The organism is Agromyces sp. Marseille-P2726 (genome assembly GCF_902809835.1).
Lineage (GTDB): Bacteria > Actinomycetota > Actinomycetes > Actinomycetales > Microbacteriaceae > Agromyces.
Genome location: NZ_CADDWM010000015.1, coordinates 218,316 through 243,198, shown reverse-complemented (window position 1 = coordinate 243,198; position 24,883 = coordinate 218,316). Strand labels below are relative to the sequence as shown.

At 68.0% G+C, this 24,883-nt stretch carries 21 protein-coding genes; 9 read left to right on the top strand and 12 right to left on the bottom strand.

Annotation, left to right across the window (positions count from 1 at the left end):
* Positions 1-52: 52 nt before the first annotated feature.
* Positions 53-1,105, bottom strand: a complete 1,053-nt coding sequence (gene trpD / locus HUS56_RS13735; protein ID WP_173923991.1) for an anthranilate phosphoribosyltransferase — start codon at positions 1,103-1,105, stop codon at positions 53-55.
* A gap of 131 nt (positions 1,106-1,236) precedes the next feature.
* On the opposite strand from trpD, the gene HUS56_RS13730 reads away from it, so the two are divergent.
* From HUS56_RS13730 to HUS56_RS13710, 5 genes are read left to right on the top strand one after another with little or no spacing between them, the layout of a single operon-like run.
* A complete protein-coding gene (locus tag HUS56_RS13730) occupies positions 1,237-1,875 on the top strand; it encodes a heme-copper oxidase subunit III (protein ID WP_173923990.1) in 639 nt (212 codons plus the stop codon).
* A gap of 49 nt (positions 1,876-1,924) precedes the next feature.
* A complete protein-coding gene (locus HUS56_RS13725; protein ID WP_173923989.1) occupies positions 1,925-2,719 on the top strand; it encodes a c-type cytochrome in 795 nt (264 codons plus the stop codon).
* A gap of 36 nt (positions 2,720-2,755) precedes the next feature.
* On the top strand, positions 2,756-3,832 hold the full coding sequence (locus tag HUS56_RS13720; protein WP_173923988.1) for a ubiquinol-cytochrome c reductase iron-sulfur subunit: 1,077 nt from the start codon (positions 2,756-2,758) through the stop codon (positions 3,830-3,832).
* Entirely contained in the window at positions 3,829-5,442 is a 1,614-nt protein-coding gene (locus HUS56_RS13715; protein WP_173923987.1) for a cytochrome bc complex cytochrome b subunit, read from the top strand. Before HUS56_RS13720 ends, HUS56_RS13715 begins: the two co-directional genes overlap by 4 nt.
* A gap of 31 nt (positions 5,443-5,473) precedes the next feature.
* Positions 5,474-6,343, top strand: coding sequence for a putative RNA methyltransferase (locus HUS56_RS13710; protein WP_173923986.1), 870 nt, complete (start codon positions 5,474-5,476; stop codon positions 6,341-6,343).
* 79 nt (positions 6,344-6,422) lie between these two features.
* Here HUS56_RS13710 and HUS56_RS13705 read toward each other — a convergent pair whose 3' ends face one another.
* The 5 genes from HUS56_RS13705 to HUS56_RS13685 form a co-directional block, all read right to left on the bottom strand.
* Positions 6,423-6,866 carry a cytochrome c oxidase subunit 4 gene (locus HUS56_RS13705; protein WP_173923985.1) on the bottom strand — a complete coding sequence of 148 codons (444 nt, stop codon included), beginning with the start codon at positions 6,864-6,866 and terminating at the stop codon, positions 6,423-6,425.
* The gene (ctaD, locus tag HUS56_RS13700; protein WP_173923984.1) at positions 6,867-8,603 is read right to left on the bottom strand and encodes a cytochrome c oxidase subunit I; all 1,737 of its coding nucleotides are present in this window, start codon (positions 8,601-8,603) and stop codon (positions 6,867-6,869) included.
* The gene (gene coxB / locus HUS56_RS13695; protein ID WP_173923983.1) at positions 8,600-9,502 is read right to left on the bottom strand and encodes a cytochrome c oxidase subunit II; all 903 of its coding nucleotides are present in this window, start codon (positions 9,500-9,502) and stop codon (positions 8,600-8,602) included. The genes ctaD and coxB overlap by 4 nt, the downstream gene beginning before the upstream one ends.
* Positions 9,503-9,701: 199 nt before the next feature.
* On the bottom strand, positions 9,702-10,052 hold the full coding sequence (erpA, locus tag HUS56_RS13690; protein WP_173923982.1) for an iron-sulfur cluster insertion protein ErpA: 351 nt from the start codon (positions 10,050-10,052) through the stop codon (positions 9,702-9,704).
* A 96-nt stretch (positions 10,053-10,148) separates the two neighbouring features.
* Positions 10,149-11,576 carry a dipeptidase gene (locus tag HUS56_RS13685; RefSeq protein ID WP_173923981.1) on the bottom strand — a complete coding sequence of 476 codons (1,428 nt, stop codon included), beginning with the start codon at positions 11,574-11,576 and terminating at the stop codon, positions 10,149-10,151.
* Positions 11,577-11,612: 36 nt separating this feature from the next.
* On the opposite strand from HUS56_RS13685, the gene HUS56_RS13680 reads away from it, so the two are divergent.
* Positions 11,613-12,194 carry a DUF3043 domain-containing protein gene (locus HUS56_RS13680; RefSeq protein ID WP_173923980.1) on the top strand — a complete coding sequence of 194 codons (582 nt, stop codon included), beginning with the start codon at positions 11,613-11,615 and terminating at the stop codon, positions 12,192-12,194.
* Between the two features lie 3 nt (positions 12,195-12,197).
* On the opposite strand, the gene HUS56_RS13675 is transcribed toward HUS56_RS13680, so the two are convergent.
* Positions 12,198-13,337 (bottom strand): alkaline phosphatase family protein, encoded by a 1,140-nt coding sequence (locus tag HUS56_RS13675; RefSeq protein WP_254431516.1) that lies wholly within the window; start codon positions 13,335-13,337, stop codon positions 12,198-12,200.
* 84 nt (positions 13,338-13,421) lie between these two features.
* Between HUS56_RS13675 and HUS56_RS13670 the strand changes: the two genes are divergently transcribed.
* Positions 13,422-15,896: a DNA topoisomerase (ATP-hydrolyzing) subunit A gene (locus HUS56_RS13670; RefSeq protein WP_173923978.1), complete on the top strand. Its 2,475-nt coding sequence runs from the start codon at positions 13,422-13,424 to the stop codon at positions 15,894-15,896.
* Between the two features lie 16 nt (positions 15,897-15,912).
* Here HUS56_RS13670 and HUS56_RS13665 read toward each other — a convergent pair whose 3' ends face one another.
* Positions 15,913-17,991, bottom strand: a complete 2,079-nt coding sequence (locus tag HUS56_RS13665) for a type IIA DNA topoisomerase subunit B (RefSeq protein ID WP_254431463.1) — start codon at positions 17,989-17,991, stop codon at positions 15,913-15,915.
* A 145-nt stretch (positions 17,992-18,136) separates the two neighbouring features.
* Here HUS56_RS13665 and HUS56_RS13660 point away from each other — a divergent pair, with 145 nt between their 5' ends.
* Positions 18,137-18,370: a hypothetical protein gene (locus tag HUS56_RS13660; RefSeq protein ID WP_173923976.1), complete on the top strand. Its 234-nt coding sequence runs from the start codon at positions 18,137-18,139 to the stop codon at positions 18,368-18,370.
* Between the two features lie 129 nt (positions 18,371-18,499).
* Here HUS56_RS13660 and HUS56_RS13655 read toward each other — a convergent pair whose 3' ends face one another.
* The 4 genes from HUS56_RS13655 to HUS56_RS13640 form a co-directional block, all read right to left on the bottom strand.
* Positions 18,500-19,258, bottom strand: a complete 759-nt coding sequence (locus tag HUS56_RS13655; RefSeq protein WP_173923975.1) for a type 1 glutamine amidotransferase — start codon at positions 19,256-19,258, stop codon at positions 18,500-18,502.
* On the bottom strand, positions 19,255-20,511 hold the full coding sequence (locus HUS56_RS13650; RefSeq protein WP_173923974.1) for a MurT ligase domain-containing protein: 1,257 nt from the start codon (positions 20,509-20,511) through the stop codon (positions 19,255-19,257). Before HUS56_RS13650 ends, HUS56_RS13655 begins: the two co-directional genes overlap by 4 nt.
* 7 nt (positions 20,512-20,518) lie before the next feature.
* Positions 20,519-22,087: an RNA polymerase sigma factor gene (locus HUS56_RS13645; protein ID WP_173923973.1), complete on the bottom strand. Its 1,569-nt coding sequence runs from the start codon at positions 22,085-22,087 to the stop codon at positions 20,519-20,521.
* Positions 22,088-22,386: 299 nt separating this feature from the next.
* The gene (locus tag HUS56_RS13640) at positions 22,387-23,313 is read right to left on the bottom strand and encodes a proteasome assembly chaperone family protein (RefSeq protein WP_173923972.1); all 927 of its coding nucleotides are present in this window, start codon (positions 23,311-23,313) and stop codon (positions 22,387-22,389) included.
* Positions 23,314-23,400: 87 nt separating this feature from the next.
* Here HUS56_RS13640 and HUS56_RS13635 point away from each other — a divergent pair, with 87 nt between their 5' ends.
* Complete coding sequence (locus HUS56_RS13635) at positions 23,401-24,864, top strand: leucyl aminopeptidase (RefSeq protein WP_173923971.1); 1,464 nt, start codon at positions 23,401-23,403, stop codon at positions 24,862-24,864.
* Positions 24,865-24,883 lie beyond the last annotated feature (19 nt).

Here is a 24,883-nt window from a genome sequence, read left to right as displayed (position 1 = left end):
CCGTTCGCAAGCCATCGAGCGACGCGTCGTCGACGGCCTCGGGATGCCGCGGTCAGGCCTTCGTCGCCCGGATCCACTCCTCGAGCTTGCGGGCCGCTCCACCGCTGTCGATGGCCTCCTCGGCGACGGCCATCTTGTCGCGGAAGCGGTCGAGGATGGCGCGCTGGAACTGGCCGGGATCCTTCGCGAGCTCGAAGGCCACCAGACCCGCGGCGGCGTTCAGCACCACGATGTCGCGCAGCGGTCCCCGCTCGCCGCCGAGCACGCGGTGCACGATCTCGGCGTTGTGCGCCGCGTCGCCGCCCACGAGATCCGAGAGCTCTGCACGCTCGAGGCCGAGCTCGCGCGGATCGAGGTCGTGCTCCTTCACGGTGCCTCGCGAGATCTCCCAGACATGGCTGTGCCCGGTCGTCGTGAGCTCGTCGAGACCGTCGTCGCCGCGGAACACGAGTGCGGTCGCGCCGCGCGTCTGGAACACGCCGACGAAGAGCGGAACGCGGTCGAGGTGAGCCACACCCACGGCCGATGCCTCGGGCCGTGCTGGATTGCAGAGCGGGCCGAGATAGTTGAAGACGGTCGGCACGCCGAGCTCGGAACGCACGGCGGCGGCGTGGCGGAACCCTGGATGGAATGCCGCCGCGAACGCGAACGTGATGCCCGCCTCATCGAGGACCTGCGCCACTCGCTCGGGCGGCAGGGCGAGATCGAACCCGAGAGCCGCCAGTACGTCGGAGGATCCGGACGCGGAGCTCGCGGCGCGATTCCCGTGCTTGATCACCGGAACGGCAGCGGCAGCGCACACGATCGACGCCATGGTGGACACGTTGACAGTGCCGACCCGGTCGCCGCCGGTGCCGACGATGTCGAGCGCCATGGGGTCGACGGGCAGCGGTACGGCATGCTCGAGCACCGCGTCACGGAAGCCGACGATCTCGTCGACCGTCTCGCCCTTCACGCGCAGTGCCACCAGGAATGCGGCGAGCTGCGCCGGGGTCGCCGAGCCCGTCATGACCTGCTCCATGCACCACGCCGCATCCGACACGCTGAGGTCTTCCCCATCGAGAAGGGCGGAGATGATGGTCGGCCAGGATCGGGACGTGGGCATGCCTCGATCCTATCGAGCGCATTCCGGGCGGATTCACGGCGCTTCCACACCTGAAGTTAGGCGATCCTTACCCGAGGTCGGGCAACACGACTCCCCCGGTTGGCCAAAACTCGACTCGGATTTCAGCCATAATGGGGAGCGTGACGAGCACCTCTATGACTTTCCAGGCGAGCGCGCCCGTGATCAAGCGACCGAACACCGTTGCAGTGGGCACGATCGTGTGGCTCGGCAGTGAGGTCATGTTCTTCGCCGGCCTGTTCGCGATCTACTTCACGCTCCGGTCCACCTCGCCCGAACTGTGGGCCTTCGAGTCCGATCGGCTGAACTTCCCGTTCTCGCTGACGAACACGATCATCCTCGTGCTCTCGTCGTTCACCTGTCAGTTCGGTGTCTTCGCCGCCGAGCGGCTCCAGCCCTACGCCACCGGGTGGAAGCCCACCCAGTGGGGCATGGTCGAGTGGTTCTTCCTCACCTATGCCATGGGTGCCGTCTTCGTCGCCGGCCAGATCTGGGAGTATGCGCAGCTCGTCTCCGAGGGTATCGCGATCGATTCGAACTCCTACGGCTCCGCGTTCTACCTCACGACCGGATTCCACGGTCTCCACGTCACGGGCGGCCTGATCGCCTTCCTCCTCGTGATCGGGCGGGTGTTCGCCGTCAAGCACTTCGGCCACCGCGAGGCCACGAGTGCCATCGTCGTCTCGTACTACTGGCACTTCGTGGATGTCGTCTGGATCGGCCTGTTTCTCGTCATCTACGTCCTCAGGTAACCCGCATCAGGAGCGCCAGCACAGCATGCCCGTGAACAGGAAGAACTCAATGAATCGCTCGAAGCGGCGCACCGGACGCCGGCACCCGCTCGCCACCGTCGCACTGCTGGCCCTCGGCCTCGTGTTCACCGGCGGGGCGTACGCGGCGCTGAACAGCACGACGGCTGCCCAGGCCGAGGCGGAGCCGACGTCGCAGGAGACGATCGACGAGGGCAAGAAGCTCTTCCAGGCGAACTGCGCCACCTGCCACGGCCTCGAGGCGCAGGGCACCGGCAACGGTCCCAGCCTCATCGGCGTCGGCGCGGCATCCGTCGACTTCCAGGTCGGCACCGGCCGCATGCCCATGCAGATGCAGGGTCCGCAGGCGCAGCAGAAGCCGCCGCAGTTCACCGACGAGCAGGTCAAGCAGCTCGCGTACTACGTCGCGTCGCTCGGCCCCGGCCCCGACATCCCGGCCGATCACCTCGTCAACGGCGGCGGCGATGCGGCCAACGGTGCGGAGCTCTTCCGCATCAACTGCGCCATGTGCCACAACGTCGCCGGTGCGGGTGGCGCACTCACCGAGGGCAAGTTCGCTCCTCCGCTCACCGATGTCTCGGGCGTGCACATCTACGAGGCGATGGTCACCGGTCCGCAGAACATGCCGGTGTTCAACGACCTCAACATCACCCCTGAAGACAAGCGCGACATCATCACCTACCTCCAGTACATCCAGGACAACCGCTCCCCCGGCGGTTTCGAACTCGGCTCGCTCGGGCCCGTCGCGGAGGGACTGTTCATCTGGATCTTCGGTCTCGGCGCCATCGTCGCGATCACCGTGTGGATCACGGCGAAGTCCAACTAGCGCGTTCGGCATCGAAGTACCCGAAAAAGGAGAACCATGGCACAGGACGACCACAGCGGCACTGAACTCGCCGCTGCAGACTCGTCGCACGCCGCGCAGGAGTTCGCCGGCTCGACCGGCACAGCGGTCATTCCCCAAGACGCCTTCACGAATCCCGGCTTCGAGCCGCATCGTCCCCGTGTCACCGACGAAGACCCGAAGCGGCAGAAGCGCGCCCAGCGCACCGTCTACACGCTGTTCTACCTGTCCGTGTTGGGCAGCGTCTGGGCGATCGCGGCATACATGCTCTTCCCGATCGAGTCGAATGACGTCGGGGCGGTGCGGCTGAACAACATGTTCGTCGGCCTCGGAATCGCCCTGGCGCTCCTCGGCATCGGGTTCGGTGCCGTGCACTGGGGCAAGTCGCTCATGACGTCGGCTGAGGCGATCGACATCCGGCACCCCATCGGAAGCAGTCAGGCGACCCAGCAGGGCGCGGTCGAGGTCCTGCGCGAGGCCGACGAGGAGTCGGGCTTCTCTCGCCGCACGGTCATCCGCAACAGCCTCATCGCTGCGCTCCTCGCGGTGCCGCTCCCCGCGGTCGTGCTCTTCCGCGGCCTCGCCCCCCAAGACCAGCTTCCTGTCGAGCTGCTCAGCCACACCATGTGGGCCCAGGGCACGCGGCTCGCGCTCGACCCGTCCGGCGTTCCGATCAAGGCTTCCGACGTCACCATCGGCAGTGCGTTCCATGTCATCCCCGAAGGCCTCAACGACCTCGAGCACGGCCGACTCGAAGAGAAGGCGAAGGCGGCCGTCCTGCTCATGCGTCTCGACCCGAGCGAGCTGAACGAGCAGCCCGACCGCGCGTCGTGGTCGTACGACGGCATCGTCGCGTACTCGAAGATCTGCACGCACGTCGGATGCCCCGTGGCCCTGTACGAACAGCACACCCACCACCTCCTCTGCCCCTGCCACCAGTCGCAGTTCGACGTGGCGAACCACTGCGAAGTCATCTTCGGCCCGGCCAAGCGCCCGCTGCCGCAGCTGCCGATCGCTGTCGACGACGAGGGCTACCTCATCGCGCAGAGCGACTTCACCGAACCCGTCGGCCCGAGCTTCTGGGAGCGCAATTGACCACCGCACCGACACAATCGCCCGCACCGGCGAAGCGCACTTTCACGGCGGCGGCGTCCGAGTACGTCAACGACCGTACGGGCATCGCCGTCGCGATCAAGGGGTTGGGCCGCAAGGCGTTCCCCGACCACTGGTCGTTCCTCCTCGGCGAGGTCGCCCTGTTCAGCTTCATCATCGTGCTGCTCTCCGGAACGTTCCTGACGTTCTTCTTCCAGGCGTCGATGGCCGAGGTCCATTACGACGGCTCGTACGTGCCGTTGAAGGGCGTCGAGATGTCCGTCGCGATGGCGTCGACGCTCGACATCTCGTTCGACATCCGAGGCGGCCTCTTCGTTCGCCAGATGCACCACTGGGCGGCGCTGCTCTTCGTCGCCGCCATCGGCCTGCACATGCTCCGCGTGTTCTTCACCGGTGCGTTCCGCAAGCCCCGTGAGATCAACTGGGTGTTCGGCTTCATCCTCTTCATCCTCGCGATGGCCGAGGGCTTCACCGGATACTCGCTCCCCGACGACCTGCTCTCCGGCAACGGCCTCCGCATCATCGACGGCATGATCAAGGGCTTCCCGATCATCGGCACGTGGACCTCGTTCCTCTTCTTCGGTGGCGAGTTCCCCGGCACGGCGATCGTCGGCCGCCTCTACACGCTGCACATCCTGCTGCTCCCGGCGCTCGTGGTCGCCCTCATCGCGGTTCACGTGGGTTACGTGTTCATTCACAAGCACACCCAGTTCGCCGGCCCCGGACGCGAGCCGACGAACTCGGTCGGCCCGCCCATCCTGCCGATTTACGCGGCGAAGGCCGGCGGCTTCATGTTCCTCATCTGGGGCGTGGTGTCGGTCATCGCGGCACTCTTCACGATCAACCCGATCTGGAACTACGGTCCATACGACCCATCGCCCGTTTCCGCCGGTACGCAGCCCGACTGGTACATCGGCTTCGCCGATGGTGCCCTGCGCTTGATCCCGCCGGGCTGGGAATTCGTGTGGCTCGACCGCACGTGGTCGTTCAACATTCTCGTGCCCGTCATCGCGATCGGCATCTTCATCCTGCTGGTGGTGCTGTACCCGTTCATCGAGGCCTGGATCAAGGGCGACAAGCGCGAGCACCACATCGCCGACCGTCCGCGCAACGCTCCGACCCGCACGGCCATCGGCGCAGCGGGCGTGACGTTCTACGCCGGCCTCTGGGCCGCCGCAGCCTCCGACCTCATCGCGACGCACTTCTCGCTCACGATGGAGGGGGTCATCCACGCGCTTCAGGCCACCGTGATCCTGGGGCCGATCATCGCGTACTTCATCACCAAGCGCGTCTGCCTCGCGCTGCAGAAGAAGGACCGCGAGATCGTCCTGCACGGGTACGAGTCGGGCCGGATCGTGAAGCTGCCTGGCGGCGAGTTCATCGAGGTGCACCAGCCGCTCGACGAGTACGAGCGGTGGCGACTCGTGAGCTACAACTCCTACGAGCCCTTGATGTTGCGTCCGAACGCCCGTGGCAAGATCACCATGGGCCAGCGCGTTCGCGCGGGCCTCTCGCGGTGGTTCTTCGAGGACCGCATCGCGCCGGTCACCAGGGGCGAGCTCGAGGCAGCGCACTCCACGCAGCACCACTGATTCGCGGCGAGCGAATTCGGGCACCGAGCCAATGTCGATCGACTCGACATGGCTTCGGTGCCCGAACTGCTTCGCCGACCTGTCAGCGCTGGAGGAGCGCGTCTACGGATGCGAACGTGGACACCGATTCGATCGGTCGAAGCACGGGTACCTCACGCTGCTTCCACCCAAGGCTCCGCGAACGCTCGGCGACGACCGGGCCATGCTCGCGGATCGCGCTGCCCTCCTCGAGAGCGGTGCGTATCGACCGATCGCCGACGCGCTGACCGATGCGGTGCTCCCACGCGCCACCGAGAGCGAGGCAGCAGACCTCCGGGTCGCCGACCTGGGCTGCGGCACGGGGTACTACGCAGGGCGGGTCTCTCAAACCCTCCACGATGCACGATTGCTGCTCGCCGACCGCTCCCCTGACGCGATGCGACGCGCAGTGCGAGCCATCCCCGACGGCACCGGAGTCGTGCTGGACCTCTGGCGCCCATTGCCGTTGCGCGACGATTCCGCCGACGTCGTCCTCAACGTGTTCGCGCCACGCAACCCGGCCGAGTTCGCCCGCATACTGCGTCCCGGCGGACGGCTGCTGGTCGTCGTGCCACGAGCTGCTCACCTTCATGAACTCCGTCGGCGAGGCGCTCTGCTCGCTGTTCCTCCCCGAAAGGTCACGGCCGTGACCGAGCAACTCGACTCGGCCGGCCTCGTCCGCACACGCTCACGGGCGGTCGAGTATCTGCTGAGCGCCGACGAGAGCACTCGTGCTCTGCTCATTGGAATGGGACCCACCGCCCGCCATACAGCCGCTCGCCGCGACGATCATGGCACCGGAACGATGGACGTGACGGTCGCCGTGGATGTGCTGACGTTCGTGCACCAACGGGCGGGAAGACCGGAGGTACCTGCCGCATGATGAACGGCCGACGGGCTGGCCGACGTGGCGAACGAATGAACCCCCGGCATGAGAGCCGGGGGTTCATCGAACGGGTTGGTCAGCGAGCGAAGTTGCCCCGGTAGTACTCGTACACCCAACCCACGATGGCCACGATGAAGATCACGACGGCGATGAACGAGATCCAGAAGCCCACCGCGAGGCCGAGGAACATCAGGGCTGCGGCAGACGCGAGCAGGATCGGCCACCAGCTCCACGGGCTGAAGAACCCGAGCTCGGGATCGCCGTCGTCGATGTTCGCGTCGAGACGGTCCTCAGGCAGCTCGGCGCCCTGGGCCCGATGCACCCGACCGAGGTAGAAGGCGATGAACGCGCCCAGTACCGCCGTGAGCGAGAGGATGACGGTGCCCGCCCACTCGATCGCAGGCTTGTTGTCGGCGATGTCCGTGCCCATTGGGTCGGACCAGGTCCAGAACGCGTACACCACCGCCATGATGGCGAAGAAGATCGCGATGACCCAGAACAGAATGACATTCGCGCGCATCTACTTGACTTCCTTCGTCGCCGCATCGTACACGGGTGCCTGGGGCGCGTCCTTGGCCGGACCGATTCCCACCGGGATGCCCGCCTCGGGGTGGTTGAGGTCGAACGCCGGCGCCTCGGATCGGATCCGCGGAATGGACGTGAAGTTGTGTCGCGGCGGCGGGCAGCTCGTGGCCCACTCCAGCGAGCGTCCGTATCCCCAAGGATCGTTCACGGTGACCTTCGGAGCCCGCCGTGCCGTGATGTAGACGTTCAGGAAGAACGGCACCATCGAGATGGCCAGGATGGCGGCACCCACGGTCGACAGCTGGTTCATCCAGGTGACGTTGTCTTCGGGCAGGTACGAATAGTACCGACGCGGCATGGCGACGACCCCGAGCCAGTGCTGGATGAGGAACGTCGTGTGGAAGCCGATGAACAGCAGCCAGAAGTGCCACTTGCCGAGAGACTCGTTCAGCATCTTGCCTGTCCACTTCGGCCACCAGAAGTAGAAGCCCGAGAACATCGCGAAGACGACCGTGCCGAACACCACGTAGTGGAAGTGGGCGACGACGAAGTACGTGTCGGATACGTGGAAGTCGAGCGGTGGCGAAGCCAGGATGACCCCGGTGAGGCCGCCGAACGTGAACGTGACCAGGAAGCCGATCGCCCAGACGATCGGCGTCTCGAACGTGATCGATCCTCGCCACATCGTGCCGATCCAGTTGAAGATCTTCACGCCGGTCGGCACTGCGATGAGCATCGTCATCAGCGCGAAGAACGGCAGCAGCACCGAGCCGGTGACGTACATGTGGTGCGCCCACACGGTGACCGAGAGCGCGGCAATCGCGATCGTGGCGTAGACCAGGGTCTTGTACCCGAAGATCGGCTTGCGGCTGAAGACCGGGAAGACCTCGGAGACGATGCCGAAGAACGGAAGCGCGATGATGTAGACCTCTGGATGCCCGAAGAACCAGAACAGGTGCTGCCAGAGGATGACGCCGCCGTTGGCGGGATCGTAGATGTGTGCGCCGAAGACCCGGTCGGCGGCGGCGGCGAGCAGCGCGGCAGCGAGCACCGGGAACGCCATCAGGACGAGGATCGACGTGACGAGCGTGTTCCAGGTGAAGATCGGCATGCGGAACATCGTCATGCCGGGTGCGCGCATCGTGATGATGGTCGTGATGAAGTTCACGGCTCCGAGGATGGTGCCGAAGCCCGAGAGGCCGAGGCCCAGCATCCAGAGGTTGCCGCCCACTCCAGGTGAGAACGTCGTGTTGGCCAGCGGCTGGTAGGCGAACCAACCGAAGGAAGCAGCACCCTGCGGCGTGAAGACCCCCGCCACGGCGATGAACGAACCGAAGCTGAAGAACCAGTACGAGAGCGCGTTCAGGCGCGGGAATGCAACATCAGGCGCACCGATCTGCAGCGGCATCAGCGCGTTCGCGAAGCCGAAGAACAGCGGCGTCGCGAACATGAGGAGCATGATCGTTCCGTGCATCGTGAACAGCTGGTTGTACTGCTCCCGCGTCTGCACGACCTCGAGCCCGGGCTCGAACAACTGCGCGCGGATGATGAGCGCCATCACCCCGCCGACGCAGAAGTAGATGAACGAGGTGGTCAGGTACAGGTACCCGATGACCTTGTGGTCGGTGGACGTGATCCACCGCACGAGGAGATTGCCCTTGTGCTCGACCTTCGAGGAGCCGAACGTCTGACTGTTCGACTGCGGCCGAGCCGGTGCGGTCGTGGTGCTCATTCGGCTTCAGTCTCCTCTTGCAGCTCGGGAGTGCCCGCTCCGGGCAGGTTCTGGTTGCGGTCGTACTCAGCGGAGAGCTGGCCCTCCTGACCGAGATCGCGAAGCGATTCGATGTAGTCGTCGTATTCGTCTTGTGAGACGACCTCGACGTTGAAGAGCATGAGCGAGTGGTACTCGCCGCAGAGCTCGGCGCACTTGCCGGCGTAGGTGCCCTCGCGCTCGGGGATGAACGACATGTAGTTCGTCTTGCCGGGAATCATGTCCTTCTTGTAGAGGAAGTCGACGACCCAGAAGGAGTGGATGACGTCGCGAGCCTCGAGCTTGATCTCGACGTTCGCGCCGACCGGCAGGAAGAGCGTGGGGATCTGCGACTCCACGAGCGAACCCTCGGGTCCTTCTTCGGACGGCTGGCCCTGGATGCCGGGTGAGTACACGTCCTCCTTGACGTAGTTGAAGTCCCACGCCCACTGCTTGCCGATCGCCTCGATCTGCACATCGACCTCGTCTTCAGCGAACCGCTGCTCGATGGCGGCTTGGTCGCGCGCGGTGAAGGCGAAGAATCCCAGCACCAGGATGAACGGAACGATGGTGTAGAACACCTCGATCGGCATGTTGTACCGCAGCTGGACCGGCAGGCCGGTCTGGCCCTTGCGCCGCCGATACGCGATCACCGCCCAGATGGTGAGCCCCCAGGTCAGCACGCCGACGACCAGCAGCACGATCCACGACGTGACCCAGAGTCCTGAGACGCGCTCGGTGTGGTTGGTGACGGGGCCCTCCCCCTCGGCGAATCCCGGGAGGAATCCGTTCAGCTGTGCTTGCGTGCATCCGGCGAGGATGAGGCTGAGCGACGCTGCGATCGGGATAGCAGCCCATCGGAGACGGCGATTGTGGCGCACCGGTGACCTTTCGGGAGACTCGAAGACGCTTCACAGCGAAGCGCATGATCGATCATTAGCCTACTCCGACTCCGCGGCACGAATGTGCATCGGGTGCCGGTGTCGTGTCCGGTGCCGACGCGATCCCCGGCAGAACACGACGCGGACGACGAAGGGAGGCTGCGAATGCAGCCTCCCTTCTGGAGCGATGTGGTAGGCGTCAGTGGAACGAATCACCGCACGCGCAGCTGCCCTGCGCATTCGGATTGTCGATCGTGAAGCCCTGCTTCTGGATGGTGTCCTCGAAGTCGATCGCGGCGCCGTCGAGGTACGGCACGCTCATCTTGTCGACGACCACCTCGACGCCCGAGAAGTCGACGACGGCGTCGCCGTCGAGGAGCCGCTCGTCGAAGTAGAGCTGGTAGATCAGCCCGGAGCATCCGCCCGGCTGGACTGCCACGCGCAGGCGCAGGTCGTCGCGACCCTCTTGCGCGAGCAGGCTGCGAACCTTGTCGGCGGCCGGTTCGCTCAGCTTCACACCATGCGTCGTCTCGGTGATCGTGTCGCTCATGTCACTCCTCGGTGCGTGCGGAAACGCGGAATCCTTCCCTCCCATGGTAACCGCGCTTGCCGGGTATGGGTCCCCAACTGCGCAACGCGCCGGAGATCACGACGCCGGACCACGCGCATCGAGCCGCGCGAGGAACAGCGCCTCGCTGAGCAGCGCGCGTTTGAACACCCCGAGGTGGAGCGACTCGTTCGGGCTGTGGGCGCGCGAATCGGGGTCCTCGACGCCGGTCACGAGGATCTGCGCTCCCGGGAACTCCTCGACGAGCTCCGCGATGAAGGGGATGGAGCCGCCGACTCCGATCTCCACGGGCTCCCTCCCCCAGCCCTCCGCCATGGCCGCGCGGGTCTCGGCGACCGCCCATCCGTTCGTGTCGACGAGGAACGGCTGACCCGTGTCGATGTCGGTGAACTGGAGACGGGCCCCGAACGGCGTGTTCTCCTCCAAGTGCGCACGGATGGCCGCGAAGGCCTCGTCGGCGTCCTGACCGGGCGCGATTCGCGCGCTCACTCGGACGCGGACACCCGGGATCAAGGTGTTCGACGCGTTCGCGACATCCGGTGCGTCGATCCCGGTGACCGTGATGGCCGGCTGCGCCCAGATACGGGACAGGATCGTGCCGTGACCGATGGGCGCCACCCCGTCGAGCAGCCCCGTTTCGGCTCGGAGCTTCGCCTCGTCGTACGGCGGCGTGTCGAGGTCGGCGTGACGGAGTCCGTCGACGGCGACCGAGCCGTCGGGGGCCCAGAGCGTGTCCAGGAGGCGGATCGCCACGAGCATGGCGTCGGGCACCGCGCCGCCGTACATCCCGGAGTGGGAGGCGTGCGCCAGCGTGTCGATCCGGAGGTTGAAGGCGACGGCACCCCGCAGAGCGACCGTGATCGCCGGCGTCTCGAGGTCCCAGTTGCCGGAGTCGGCCACGATGATGGCGTCGGACTGGAGCAGGTCGCGGTTCTCGTGGAGGAAGTTCGCGAAGGACCGCGACGCCCACTCCTCCTCGCCCTCGATGAACACCGCGATTCCGAGGTCGAAGTCGCCGGCCGCCTCGGCGAGAGCCCGCACGGCTCCGACGTGGGCCATCACGCCGGCCTTGTCGTCGGCCGCCCCGCGTCCGTGCAGGCGGTCGCCCCGCTGCGTCGGCTCGAAGGGCGGGGTGTCCCAGTCCTCGGCCTTGCCGGGCGGCTGCACGTCGTGGTGGGCGTAGAGCAGCACGGTGGGCCGCCCGTTCCGGGCAGGACGATGGGCGACGACCGCGGGCTGACCCTGCTCGGACCCGTCCTCCACCGCCGCGCTGCGGATCTCGACCAGTTCGAACACCCCCGTGCCGCGGAGCAGCTCGGCGACCGCCTCCGCGCTCTCGGCGACGTGGGCCGGATCGAACGCCGGCCAGGAGACGGACGGGATGCGGACGAGCCGAGCCAGGTCGGCCACGGCCGCGGGGAATCCGGCATCGACCGCGTCGCGGACGGCTCCGGCGATGGCAGGGGCGGCTCCGGCGACGGGTTCGGTGAGAGGGGGTCGAGTCATGCCGGTAATCTTAAGGGGAACCGATTCGAGGACCCCGTGGCCAAGCATCCCACCAATTCCCCCGCGCCCGAGGCGGGCGCCGAGAACCCAGCACAGACCCCCAGAGTCGGCAAGGGCGCACCCACGCCGACCCGAGCCGAGCGTGAGGCCGCACGCAAGCGACCGCTCGTCCCGAACGACCGCAAGGAGGCGGCCAAGCAGGCGAGGGCGAAGCAAGCCGAGGCGCGCGAGCGTGCGCGCATCGGCATGGCGGCGGGCGATGAGCGCTACCTGCCGGCACGTGACCGCGGCCCGCAGAAGAAGTACGTTCGGGACTACATCGACGCCCGCTTCAGCATCGGCGAGGTGCTGATCCCGGTGATGTTCGCCGTGATCCTCCTGACCCTCGTGCCGAGCCCCGAGGTGCAGACCGTCGGCATCCTGGCCCTCTGGGCCTTCTTCGCCGTCGCCGTGCTCGACGTCGTCATCCTCGGCTTCGTGCTCACCCGGAAGCTGAAGGCCAAGTTCGGCGAAGACAAGGTGGAGCGAGTCCGCTGGTACGCGGCCATGCGAGCCCTCCAGCTGCGTCCGCTGCGCCTGCCGAAGCCACAGGTCAAGCGCGGGCAGTATCCGTCCTGATCGTCAGGTTCGCGCGTACACCCCGCCGCGGATGAGCGGAACCCGGGTCTCCTCGTCGCTCAGCGACCCGTGCTGCCCGATCATCGTCTCCGCCTGCCGGTTCGCCTCGCGGCGGTCGTAGTACACGATCGCCGATCGAGCGGCGACGAGGATGTCGCCGATCCGCGGCCGCACCTCCTCGGCCACGTGGCCGTAGACGCCGGCCTCGATCGCCTCGTCGCGACCGAGCACCCAGGCGCGGTGGCCCTCGGCCGCCCGCCAGCGGTCGACCAGGGCTGCGCGTACCGCCTCGTCGAGGCCGGGTTCCAAGTACAGCGAGAGGAAGCGCGGCTCGCCTCCGACGTGGCGAATGCCCTCGAGCAGCTCGGGCCGGTCGTCGATGAACACGTGGCGGTGCGCGGGGATGTCGATCACCCCGTGGTCGGCGGTGACCAGCAGGCCCGTGCCCCGCGGCATCCGACGCTCGAATGCCGCGAGTTCGGCGTCGAGATGCTCGAGGATGGTGAGCCAGCGGTCGGACTCCCAGCCGTGGGCGTGCGCCGCTTGGTCGAGCTCGGGCACGTAGAGGTAGATGAGCGCAGGGGATGCCTCATCGAGCACGTCGCGCGCGGCGGTGAATCGGTCGGCGATCGAGGCGCCGGCCCGATACTCGGCGCCCCGGAGCACCGCACGGGTGAACCCCGAGTTCGCATAGCGCGCGGCACCGATCGCGTAGCTCGGAACCCCCGAGGGCCGCGCCGCGTCGAACAGCGTCTCTGCGCGCTGCCACGTCTCGGGCAGCATGCCGTCGTCCCAGCCGTTCAGCTGGTTCACGACACGATCGTGTTCCGCATCGAGGGACCGGTACCCGACGAGGCCGTGCTCGCCCGGCATCCGGCCCGTCGTGAAACTCGCGATGGCGGCCGCCGTGGTCGAGGGCACCACCGTGCGGATCACGTCGCGCCGCGCCATCCGCGATGCCAGGAATCGGGCGTGACCCGCGCGCGCCTGGATGTTGGCCGCGCCGAGGCCGTCGACGAGGACGACCACCACACCGGATGCCGCGGGCAGTTCGAACTCGTTGGCCTCGCCCCGGAGGCTTGCGATCGAACTGCGGAGCACCCCGGCAAGCCGCGGAGCGCTGTGGGTGGGCACCGGTAGCATTGCAGGCATCGCGCCCAGTCTGGCACAGGCCGGGCGCGCCCCCGTTGCCCCGCGTGCGTCGCACGCCCGCACCAGAGAACACGGATGACCCGAGCCAAGAACCCGCCCACCGACGAGTCGGTCGCCGAACGCATCGAAGACGTCGACGTCGCCACCGAGATGCAGGGCTCGTTCCTCGAGTACGCCTACTCGGTGATCTACTCGCGCGCGCTCCCCGACGCACGCGACGGCCTGAAGCCGGTGCAGCGACGCATCCTCTACCAGATGACCGAGATGGGCCTGCGACCCGATCGGGGGCACGTCAAGTCGGCGCGCGTCGTCGGCGAGGTCATGGGAAAGCTGCATCCCCACGGTGACACGGCGATCTACGATGCCCTCGTGCGCATGGCGCAGCCGTTCACCCTGCGGGTGCCGCTGATCGACGGGCATGGCAACTTCGGGTCGCTCGACGACGGCCCCGCAGCCCCGCGGTACACCGAGGCGCGCCTCGCCGCGCCCGCCCTGGCGATGACCGAGGGGCTCGACGAAGACGTCGTCGACTTCGTACCGAACTACGACAACCAGCTCACCCAGCCCGAGGTGCTGCCGTCGGCCTACCCCAACCTCCTCGTCAACGGCGCGAGCGGCATCGCGGTCGGAATGGCGACGAACATGGCGCCGCACAACCTCATCGAGGTGGTTGCGGCGGCGCGACACCTCATCGCCCATCCGAACGCCACGCTCGACGAGTTGATGGAGTTCGTGCCCGGCCCCGACCTCCCCAGCGGCGGCACCATCGTCGGCCTCTCCGGCATCAAAGACGCGTACGCGACCGGTCGGGGCGCCTTCAAGACGCGGGCGAAGGTGCGAATCGAGAACATCACCGCACGAAAGACGGGCCTCGTCGTCACCGAACTGCCCTACCTCGTCGGTCCCGAGAAGGTCATCGAGAAGATCAAAGACGGCGTCACCGCCAAGAAGATCAACGGCATCTCGGATGTCACCGACCTCACCGATCGCACGAACGGCCTGCGGCTCGTCATCGGCATCAAGACGGGCTTCAGCCCCGACGCCGTGCTCGAGCAGCTGTACCGCCTGACGCCCCTCGAAGACTCCTTCAACATCAACAACGTCGCGCTCGTCGACGGGGGCCCGCAGACGCTCGGGCTGCGCGAACTGCTGCAGGTGTACGTCGCGCACCGCATCGAGGTCGTCACGCGCCGGTCGCGGTACCGGCTTGCGCGCCGCAACGAGCGCCTGCACCTCGTCGAGGGTCTGCTCATCGCGATCCTCGACATCGACGAGGTCATCCAGGTCATCCGCACGAGCGACGATGCGGCAGCCGCGCGCACTCGACTCATCGACGTCTTCGACCTCAGCCGCCTGCAGGCCGAATACATCCTCGAGCTGCAGTTGCGGCGCCTCACGAAGTTCTCGCGACTCGAGCTCGAGGCCGAGCGCGACAGGCTCCGGGCCGAGATCGAGGAGCTCGAGGCCATCCTGGCGAGCCGGCACCGCATCGAGCAGCTCGTGTCCACCGAGCTCGCCGAGGTCGCCGAGCGCTACGGCACCCCGCGACGCACCCTCCTCACCGACGCCCGGCCGTCCATCGCCGGCGCGACGGCCAAGCATGCCGCGGCCGCCCTCGAGGTGGCGGATGTCCCGTGCCGCGTGCTGCTCAGCGCCACCGGTCGCATCGCCCGCGTCGACCTGCCCGACGGGCCCGACGGTCCGCCGACGATCACGCCTCCCGCGCGCCGCAGCAAGCACGACGCCATCCGTTCGACGCTCGACACCACGAGCCGCGCCGAGATCGGGGCGGTGACGAGCCTCGGACGCCTGATCCGGTTCACTCCCGTCGATCTGCCCATGCTCCCGCCCACGTCGGTGCAACTGGGTGCCGGCGTGCGCATCGGCGACTACCTCGCCCTGCCCAACCGCGACGAGAAGGTGCTGGCGCTCGTCTCGCTCAACGGCGATCGATCGATCGCCCTCGGCACGAAGCTGGGCGTCGTGAAGCGCGTGGTCGCGGGCGCGTATCCCGCGAAGCCCGAGTTCGAGGTCATCGGCCTGAGGGCGGGCGACGAGGTCGTCGGTGCCGTGCAGGGTGACGAGAGCGATGAACTCGTGTTCGTGGCATCCGATGCCCAGCTCCTCCGGTTCCCGGCGGCGTCGGTGCGACCGCAGGGCTTCCCCGCCGGCGGCATGGCCGGCATCAAGCTCTCACCGGGTGCACACGCCATCCACTTCACGAGTGTGCCGGCTGCTGCCGCGGCCGAGGCCGTCGTGGTCACCGTCGCGACGAGCAGCGAGACGCTGCTCGGCACCGACCCCGGCAGTGCCAAGGTGAGCGCGTTCTCCGAGTTCCCCCCGAAGGGACGCGCCACCGGCGGGGTGCGAGCGCAGCGGTTCCTGAAGGGCGAAGACGCCCTGCACCTCGCCTGGGTCGGTCCCTCCCCCGCCCATGCGGTCGGCTCCGACGGATCGGTGCGCCAGCTGCCAGACGGCGGCGCGAAGCGCGACGCATCCGGGCAGTCGCTCGAGGCCGTCGTCGCAGCCGTGGGCACCCGCATCGGCTGAGCCCGCGCAACCCCCGTCAGGCGTCGATGCGCTCGCGCTCCAAGGCATCCGAGCCGTCGATGATGAATTCCTTGCGCGGCGCGACCTCGTTGCCCATGAGCAGCTCGAACACGCGGCCTGCCGCCTCGGCGTCGCCGATGCCCACCCGGCGCAGCGTGCGGTGACGACGATCCATCGTCGTCGTCGCCAGCTGGTCGGCATCCATCTCGCCGAGGCCCTTGTAGCGCTGGATCGGGTCCTGGTAGCGCCGGCCCTGCTTCTTCAGCGTGGCAAGCACCCCCTGCAGCTCGGCCTCGGAATAGGTGTAGATGGTCTCGTTCGGCTTCGAGCCGGAATTCATGACGACCACGCGATGCAGGGGCGGCACCGCGGCGAAGACGCGCCCTTCTTCGATCATCGGCCGCATGTAGCGGAAGAAGAGGGTCAGCAGCAGCGTGCGGATATGCGCGCCGTCGACGTCGGCATCGGACATGATGATGACCTTGCCGTACCGAGCCGCAGACAGGTCGAAGCTTCGCCCCGAGCCCGCGCCGATGACCTGGATGATCGATGCGCATTCCGCGTTGCCGAGCATGTCGGCGACGCTCGCCTTCTGCACGTTGAGGATCTTGCCGCGAATGGGCAGGAGGGCCTGATGCTCGCTGTCGCGAGCCAGCTTGGCCGTGCCGAGCGCCGAGTCGCCCTCGACGATGAACAGCTCACTGTGAGCCACGTCGTTCGAGCGGCAGTCGACGAGCTTCGCCGGGAGCGAGGAGTTCTCGAGGGCGTTCTTGCGGCGCTGCGTCTCTTTGTGGGCGCGGGCCGAGATGCGCGACTTCATCTCGGCGACGACCTTGTCGAGCAGCAACGCCGACTGCGCCTTGTCGTCACGCTTCGACGATGCGAATCGCGCCGCGAGCTCCTTGGTGAGCACGTTGGCCACGATCGCCCGCACGGCCGGCGTGCCGAGCACCTCTTTCGTCTGGCCCTCGAACTGCGGTTCGGGCAGGCGAACGGTGATCACGGCGGTCAGACCCGCGAGCACGTCGTCTTTCTCGAGCTTGTCGTTGCCGGCCTTCAGCCGTCGGGCGTTCTGCTCCACCTGCTGGCGCATGAATCGCAGGAGACCCTGATCGAACCCGGCGAGGTGCGTGCCGCCCTTCGGTGTCGCGATGATGTTCACGAACGACTTGACCACCGTCTCGTAGCCCGTGCCCCACCGGAGCGCGATGTCGACGTGGCACTCGCGATGCAGCTCGGTCGGAATCATCGCGCCGGCCTCGGACAGCACCGGCACCGTCTCGGTGAAACCGCCGGAACCCGTGATGCGCCACACGTCGGTGAGCGGGGCATCCACCGCGAGGTGTTCGACGAACTCCGAGATGCCGCCATCGAACTGGAACGACGTGGTGTGCGGCTCGGCGCCGCGCTCATCGGTGACGTCGATCGCGAGGCCCGGCACGAGGTACGCCGTCTGGCGTGCCCGCGCGAGCAGCTCGTCGACCTGGAACTCCGCGCCCCTCGTGAAGATCTGTCGATCGGCCCAGTAGCGGATGCGGGTGCCGGTGACCCCCTTCGCAACCTTGCCGACGACACGAAGCTCGCTCCGAACCTCGAACGGCGTGAAGGGGGCGTCGGGAGATGGCGCACCCCGGTCATCGAACACGCCGGGCTCCCCGCGGTGGAAGGACATCGCCCACGTCTTGCCGTTGCGGTCGACCTCGACGTCGAGTCGCTCGGAGAGGGCGTTGACGACGGATGCCCCGACTCCGTGCAGACCGCCCGACGCCGAATACGAGCCGGTGCCGAACTTGCCGCCGGCATGGAGCTTCGTGAACACGACCTCGACGCCCGACAGCCCGGTCTTGGGCTCGGCGTCGACGGGAATGCCGCGGGCGCGGTCACGCACCTCGACGCTGCCGTCGGGGTGGAGTACCACGCCGATCTCGTTGCCGTGGCCCGCGAGCGCCTCATCGACGGAGTTGTCGATGATCTCCCAGAGGCAGTGCATGAGGCCGCGCGAATCGGTCGAGCCGATGTACATGCCGGGACGCTTGCGAACCGCTTCGAGGCCCTCGAGCACGGAGAGATGGCGGGCGGAATAGTCGGAGCTCACGTCGGTCAAGCCTACTGACGCCGACCGACCTCGCACGCCAGGCGCTACGCGGACAGCGAAATGCCCGGCGGAACGGAAGGCGGGCCATCGGACCCGTGTTTTGATTGATGAACGGAATTCGGGACGTGAGCCAGGAGGAGGAGCCATGACCCAGTACACCGACACAGCCGGTGCGGTCGAACTCGACACCCCGTACGAGCTCACCGCCCTCGACCGGTGCGACGCCTGCGGTGCACAGGCCTACATCCGCGTGGTCGTCGCGAGCGGCGAACTGCTGTTCTGCGCGCACCACGGCCGCAAGCACCAGGAGAAGCTCTCCGAGATCGCGCACAGCTGGCACGACGAGTCCAGCCGTCTGCTGTCCGACGGCCGAGACTAGATCCTCGACCTTCATCGAACGCCCCGGGATCCCCGGGGCGTTCGTGGTTTCCAGCAGAGGCGCGGGATGTCGAGCTCACGCGATCGCCGGAGACGCGGGCGCCGGTCTGACTCGATGCCGTCCGTGCGATCAGGCGCGAGGGCCGGACGCGGAGAGCGCAACCCCCGCCGCGCTGAGCTGCGCCTCGCGGGCCGCGGCGGCATAGCCGTCGACGATCGCTGTGCGCTCCCCCGGCCGATACTCGAGTCGGGCGCGCTCCGACGCGATGCCGAGCAGCGCGTCTGCGAAGGAGGGATTCTTCGCGAGGACCGGCCCGTGCAGGTGCGTGCCGATGACCGATCCCATCACGACACCCTCCTGACCGGCGTCACGGCCGTTGCCGCTGCCCGCCCGCACGCGCCCGAGCGGTGACCCCTCGGCGCCGACGTAGTCGCGGGCGTGGTTCTCGAAGCCGACCAGCGTGCCGAACCGCGGTGAGGAGACGACGAGGTCGCCGGTCACCCGGTCAGCGCGTGGCACCGCACGTCCTGGGAGGACCCCGAGTCCTTCCACCGCCGAACCGTCGGCGAGCTCGATGCCCCAACTGAGCAGCTCCCACCCGGTGCCCACCGCGAGGATGGGCACGCCCTCGGTGCCCCACGTGCGCAGCTCGTCGTGCATCGTGAGCAGCGTTCCACGCGTCGCCTCGAGTGAGGAGTCGCTGCCCGAGCCCAGCACGATGGCGTCGACCCGCTCGGGCAGCGCATCGCGCCGATCGACGTCGACGACGCGGGCGTCGAGCCCCGCCCAGGTGGCCCGAGCGGCGAGCACGGCCGCATTCTGGGCGTCTCCGTTCGTGTTCTGCAGCCTGGGCAGGAGCGACACGATGGTGAGGGTGACGCCGCTCATTCCGCTCCCGTCAATCCGAGGTGGCTGCGTGTGCGCCGCATCGAGTCGGCGGTGAACACGATCGTCTTCACCCCGGCCGTGGGCGGTGGCGAACTGAGGAAATCGTCGAGGGCTCGAGGCAGATCGGGCTCGACGCGGTCGATCTCGACTCCGTCGTAGGCCAGCATCAATGCCGCCTCGTGCGCCTTGGATCCGCTGACGATGGCCACACGGCCGAGAGCCGAGGCATCCGTCGGCCAGAAATAGGAGGGGTCGCGCACGTCCGAGCCCATCGCGAAGAGGATCTGCTCGGTGTCGGGATCGATGCTGTCGACGTTCAGCTGGTAGCTGGCCGGGTTCTGCACGAGCACGAACTCCACGTCCTGCCCCCGGACCCGCACACGCTCGCCGCGCCCGAACACGGCCGGGATCTCGCTCAGCGCGTCGGCGGCCGTCGTGGCGACGAACGCGTCGCCGAGCACGGCCCGCGCTGTCGCATACGCTGCGGCGGCATCGACGGCGTAGTGCGTGCCCCTAGCCGGGAGCCTGATGGCGACGGATGTCTCGCCGTCGGCGAGGACCGCGGTGACGCCGTCGACCGACTCGACGCGCACGCCCTCGCCTGCCGCGAGCCGGGCCGAGGTGGTCTCGGTGTAGCCCAGCCCCCGCGGCGCAGCCTCGAGCACGGCCTCGGACACGCCGAAACGCCGCACCGCGACATCCGGTGACATCCTGCCCGAGATCCGCTCGAGGTACGCATCGTCGGCGTTCACGACGACGGCCTCGTGGGCGCGCTCTGCGATGCGGGCGAGCATGCCCGCCACCATCTCGGAGTCGTGGAAACGATCGATCTGGTCGACCATAACGTTCATGAGGGTCACGACGCGCGCATCGACGCCCTGCATGACCACGGCGCCATGCCCCTCGTCCATCTCGAGCACCGCGACGTCGCCGGGTACGCGACCGCGCCAGTCGGCGCGTTCGAGCAGCGCCGACGTGAGCCCCTGGCTGATGTTCGCGGTCGACGGATTCGTGAACACGTCGATGCCGTGCGCGCGGAGAATGGCGACCAGCATCTTCGTGGTCGTGGACTTGCCGCTCGAACCCGACACCACGACGAGCCCCTGCGGGAATCCGGAGAGGGTTCGCTTGAGGTACCCGGGTGCGATCGTGTTCACGATGAGGCCCGGAACCGCCGATCCGCCGCCGGGCTTGCGCAGCCGGGCGGCGAATCGGACGAGCCTGCCGACGAGGATCGCCGGCGCGTAGCGCACGGTCGGCCTACTCGAGGTAGTCGCGGAGCGACTGCGAGCGCGACGGGTGGCGCAGCTTCGCCATCGTCTTGGACTCGATCTGCCGGATCCGCTCGCGAGTCACGCCGAACGTGTCGCCGATCTGGTCGAGCGTCTTCGGCATGCCGTCGCCCAATCCGAACCGCATGCGGATGACCCCTGCCTCGCGTTCGCTCAGCGAATCGAGGAGCGACTCGAGCTGCTTCTGCAGCATCGTGAAGCCGACCGCGTCGGCCGGAACGACCGCCTCGGTGTCTTCGATCAGGTCGCCGAACTCGCTGTCACCGTCTTCGCCGAGCGGCGTGTGCAGCGAGATCGGCTCGCGACCGTACTTCTGCACCTCGATGACCTTCTCGGGGGTCATGTCGAGCTCGCGGCTGAGCTCCTCGGGAGTGGGCTCGCGGCCCAGATCCTGCAGCATCTGCCGCTGCACGCGCGCGAGCTTGTTGATGACCTCGACCATGTGCACCGGGATGCGGATCGTGCGGGCCTGGTCGGCCATCGCTCGCGTGATCGCCTGACGGATCCACCACGTCGCGTAGGTCGAGAACTTGAAGCCCTTGGTGTAGTCGAACTTCTCCACCGCGCGGATGAGGCCGAGGTTCCCCTCTTGGATGAGGTCGAGGAACTGCATGCCGCGACCCGTGTAGCGCTTCGCGAGGGAGACCACGAGGCGCAGGTTCGCGCCGAGCAGGTGGCTCTTGGCACGCTGCCCGTCCTTCGCGACCCACTGCAGCTCGCGACCGAGCTGCGACCGCTTCTCGGCGTCGGTCATGTGCGAAAGCTTCTCCTCGGCGAAGAGGCCGGCCTCGATGCGCATCGCCAGCTCGACCTCTTCGGCCGCGTTCAGCAGTGCGACCTTTCCGATCTGCTTCAGGTAATCCTTGACGGGGTCTGCGGTGGCACCGGTGATGGCGGTCGAGTAGACCGGCACTTCGTCCTCGTCGTCGACCGCGCGCAGCACGAGCGCGCCGGTCGGGTGCGGCTCGACGGTCTCGGCAGGCTTGGCCTCGTCGTCGTCGGTGTCGGATGCCGCATCTGCGGCGGCCGGCTCGGCGGCCGGCTCGTCGGTGGTGTCGGCTGCATCGGCCTCGGTGTCGGCCCCGGCTTCGGCATCGACCTCCGCGTCCACATCGGCATCCACATCGACGTCGACGTCGATCTCGGCGTCATCGAGCTCCTGGGGCTCGATGTCGTCATCGCCCTCTGCGCCCGTCTTGGCCGTGCCACGCGGCTTCGCCGCGGACTTCGCCGTGCTCGTGCGCGGCGTCTTCGATGCGGGCGTCGCGGCGCCCTTCGCGGCAGCGCCCTTCGAGCCGGACTTGCCCTTGGCCGTGCCCGCGGCCTTGGCCGCCGTCTTCGTGCCGTTCGCCTTCGCGCCCTTGGCCGCCGGCGCTGAGCTCTTCGTCTTCGCGGTCGCCGTCTTCACAGCCGTGTCGGCCTGCTCGGCCGTCGCCTTCGTCGTCTTCGCGGCGGTCGACTTCGCGGTCGTCGCGCGCTTCGCGGCAGGCTTCTGCGCCTCGCTCTTCGCCGAGGCCGCAGCCTTCGTCGTTGCCATTCGTTTGAAACCTCTCCTACCGTCGCGCGGCATGTGCCCTGTCAGGCGGTGGCTGGTGCGCTCGGTCCGGTTGTTTTCGGACACTATGAGGACCCATGTCAAGTCCGCGTCTTCGGCGCGATCACATCGCACCAGCGGACCAGAACGGGTCCGTCTCCCATTATACAGTCACGCACGCCACCGACCGGTGCACCTACCGCCCGTTCATCTGCCCCAGTCATGGACAACGCACGGCACGACATGGGCATTCCCGCGTTCCGGGCGAAGGGGACGGTATCGGTGCGACCGAGTGCGTCGGCTCAGCCGCCGAGTGGCGTGTCGTCGTCGCGAGTCCGCCGATAGGCCAGGAACTTCTCGAGCTCGGCAGCGATCTCGTCGGCCGTCGGCAGCTCGCCGTCTTCGTCGATGAGGGGCGATCGCAGCGTCGTGCCCTCCATGTAGGAGTCGTGTCGCTCTTCGAGGGTGCCGACGAGCTTGGCGAGCTCGCCGTTCTCCCCGACCTGCTCATCGATGCGGGCGACGAACTCGCGGCCCTGCTCGCGCAGCACATCGGTGGGGAAGATGAGCCCGGTCGCCGCGCTGATCGCCTCGAGCGCCGCCACTGCGGCGGCCGGGTACTCGGCGTCGGAGAGGTAGTGGGGAACCAGCAGCACGAACCCGGTGGTCGGGTGTCCGAGTTCCTGCAGCCGGTACTCGACGAGGTGCATGGCGTTCGACGGAACCTGGGTGGTCGGTCGCCAGATCGACATCGCGTCGATGAGGTCGGTGCGATTGCCGCTCACGGTCACCCCGATGGGCCGCGTGTGCGGCACCGGCATCGGGATGGAGTTGACCCACGTCGTCGACGTCACACCCAGGTCTTCGATGAGCCCGAGGACCGCAGCGACGAATCGCTCCCACTGGAAGTCGGGCTCGTACCCCGTCAGCATGAGGAACTGCTGACCGATCTCGTCGCGCGCGAGGTCGAGGCTGAGGCGGGGCGGTCGGTAGTCGGTGAGGTGATCGCCCTGGAAGAGCATGATCGGCCGACGTGCGCGGTAGTCGAGCAGTTCGTCGGCGTCGAACGTGGCGACCACGGTGGTGTCGAGCGTCGACAGCAGGTACTCCGTCGTCTGCGACACTGCCGAACCGGCGTCGACGAAACCCGTCACGCCCGCGACGAGCGGAAGCCCCGGCGGCACCTGGACGTCGGGGTTCACCTCGAAGAGGGATCGGGGATCGCGCATGTATCCAGCCTACTGAGGCCTCGGACGGGTCCGGCGGTTGACCCGGCGCGCCGATGATGCCCACAGCGAACACGTACCATCGGCTGCATGACCGTCCCCGACCTTGCAACCTCCCCTTCCCCCGCCACCGAGTCCGACGCCGACGTCGTGCTACTCGCTGCTCGAAGCGGCTCCGAGGGGCCCGCGCTCCTGGCCGCGGACGGGTACGAGTGGGTCGCTCCCCTGCTCGCGACGCTCGGCGCGAAGGGCGCGGCCGACGAGCTCACCCGCCTTCCCTCTCTTCACGGAGGGCCCGCCCTGGTCGCCGTGATCGGCGTCGGCGAGCGGGCGGATGCCGCGAGCCTGCGTCTTGCGGCCGGAAGCGCGACGCGCCAACTCGCGGGCGCCGAGTCGCTCGCGATCGCGGTTCCGGCGGACGACGGCGAGAGCGCGGAGGCGCTCCTCGAGGGTGCGGCCCTCGGCGCCTACTCCTTCGCCGACTACCGCTCCGACGCGAAGTCGCCGGTCACGAGCATCACGATGCACACCGGGCACCAGGTCGGGCTCGATCGGATCCGTTCCATCGCCGACGCCGTCGCTCGCACCAGGGACCTCGTCAACACTCCCCCGCTCGACCTGTTCCCCGAGCGGTTCGCCGAGATCGCTGTGGAGCTGGCGGATGCCGCGGGCCTGGCGTCCAGGGTCTGGGACGAGGAGGCGCTCGAGGCCGACGGCTTCGGCGGCATCCTCGCCGTCGGGCGGGGTTCGAGCCGCGGGCCGCGGCTCGTCCGGTTGGAGTATGCGCCAGCCGGGGCATCCACTCATCTCGCGCTCGTCGGCAAGGGCATCACGTTCGACTCCGGCGGCCTCTCGCTGAAGCCGTTCGCGTCGATGGTCGGCATGAAGACCGACATGGCCGGCGCCGCCGCGGTGCTCGCGTCGATGCTGGCGCTCGCCGAACTGGCGGTGCCGGTCCGCGTCACCGGCTGGCTGTGCCTTGCCGAGAACATGCCCTCCGGCCGGGCCGTCCGTCCCAACGATGTGCTCCGGATCCACGGCGGAACCACCGTCGAGGTGCTGAACACCGACGCCGAGGGGCGGCTCGTGATGGCCGACGCGCTCGCCGCGGCGAGTGATGAACAGCCCGACGCCATCGTCGACGTCGCGACGCTGACGGGCGCCCAGGTCGTCGCCCTCGGACACCGGATCGCGGGCCTGATGGGCGACGAAAGCCTGGTCGCGCGTGTCCGTGCCGCCGCCGACGCCGTCGACGAGGCGGTCTGGCCGATGCCGCTCCCCCAGGAGCTGCGCAGCCTGTTGAAGTCGGATGTCGCGGACCTCGCCAACACGAAGCTGGGGGTGACCGTGCCCGGCATGCTCCTCGCCGGCGTCTTCCTGCAGGAGTTCATCGGCACCCGGCCGGACTCGGATGAGCGGATTCCGTGGGCGCACCTCGACGTGGCGGGCCCCGCGAACAACAGCGGCGCAGCATGGGGTTTCACCGGCTCAGGGGGCACCGGCGTGGCGGGACGCACGCTCGTGCGGCTGGGCGAGGACCTCGCAGCGGGGTAGTAAGGTCATATGGGCGCGA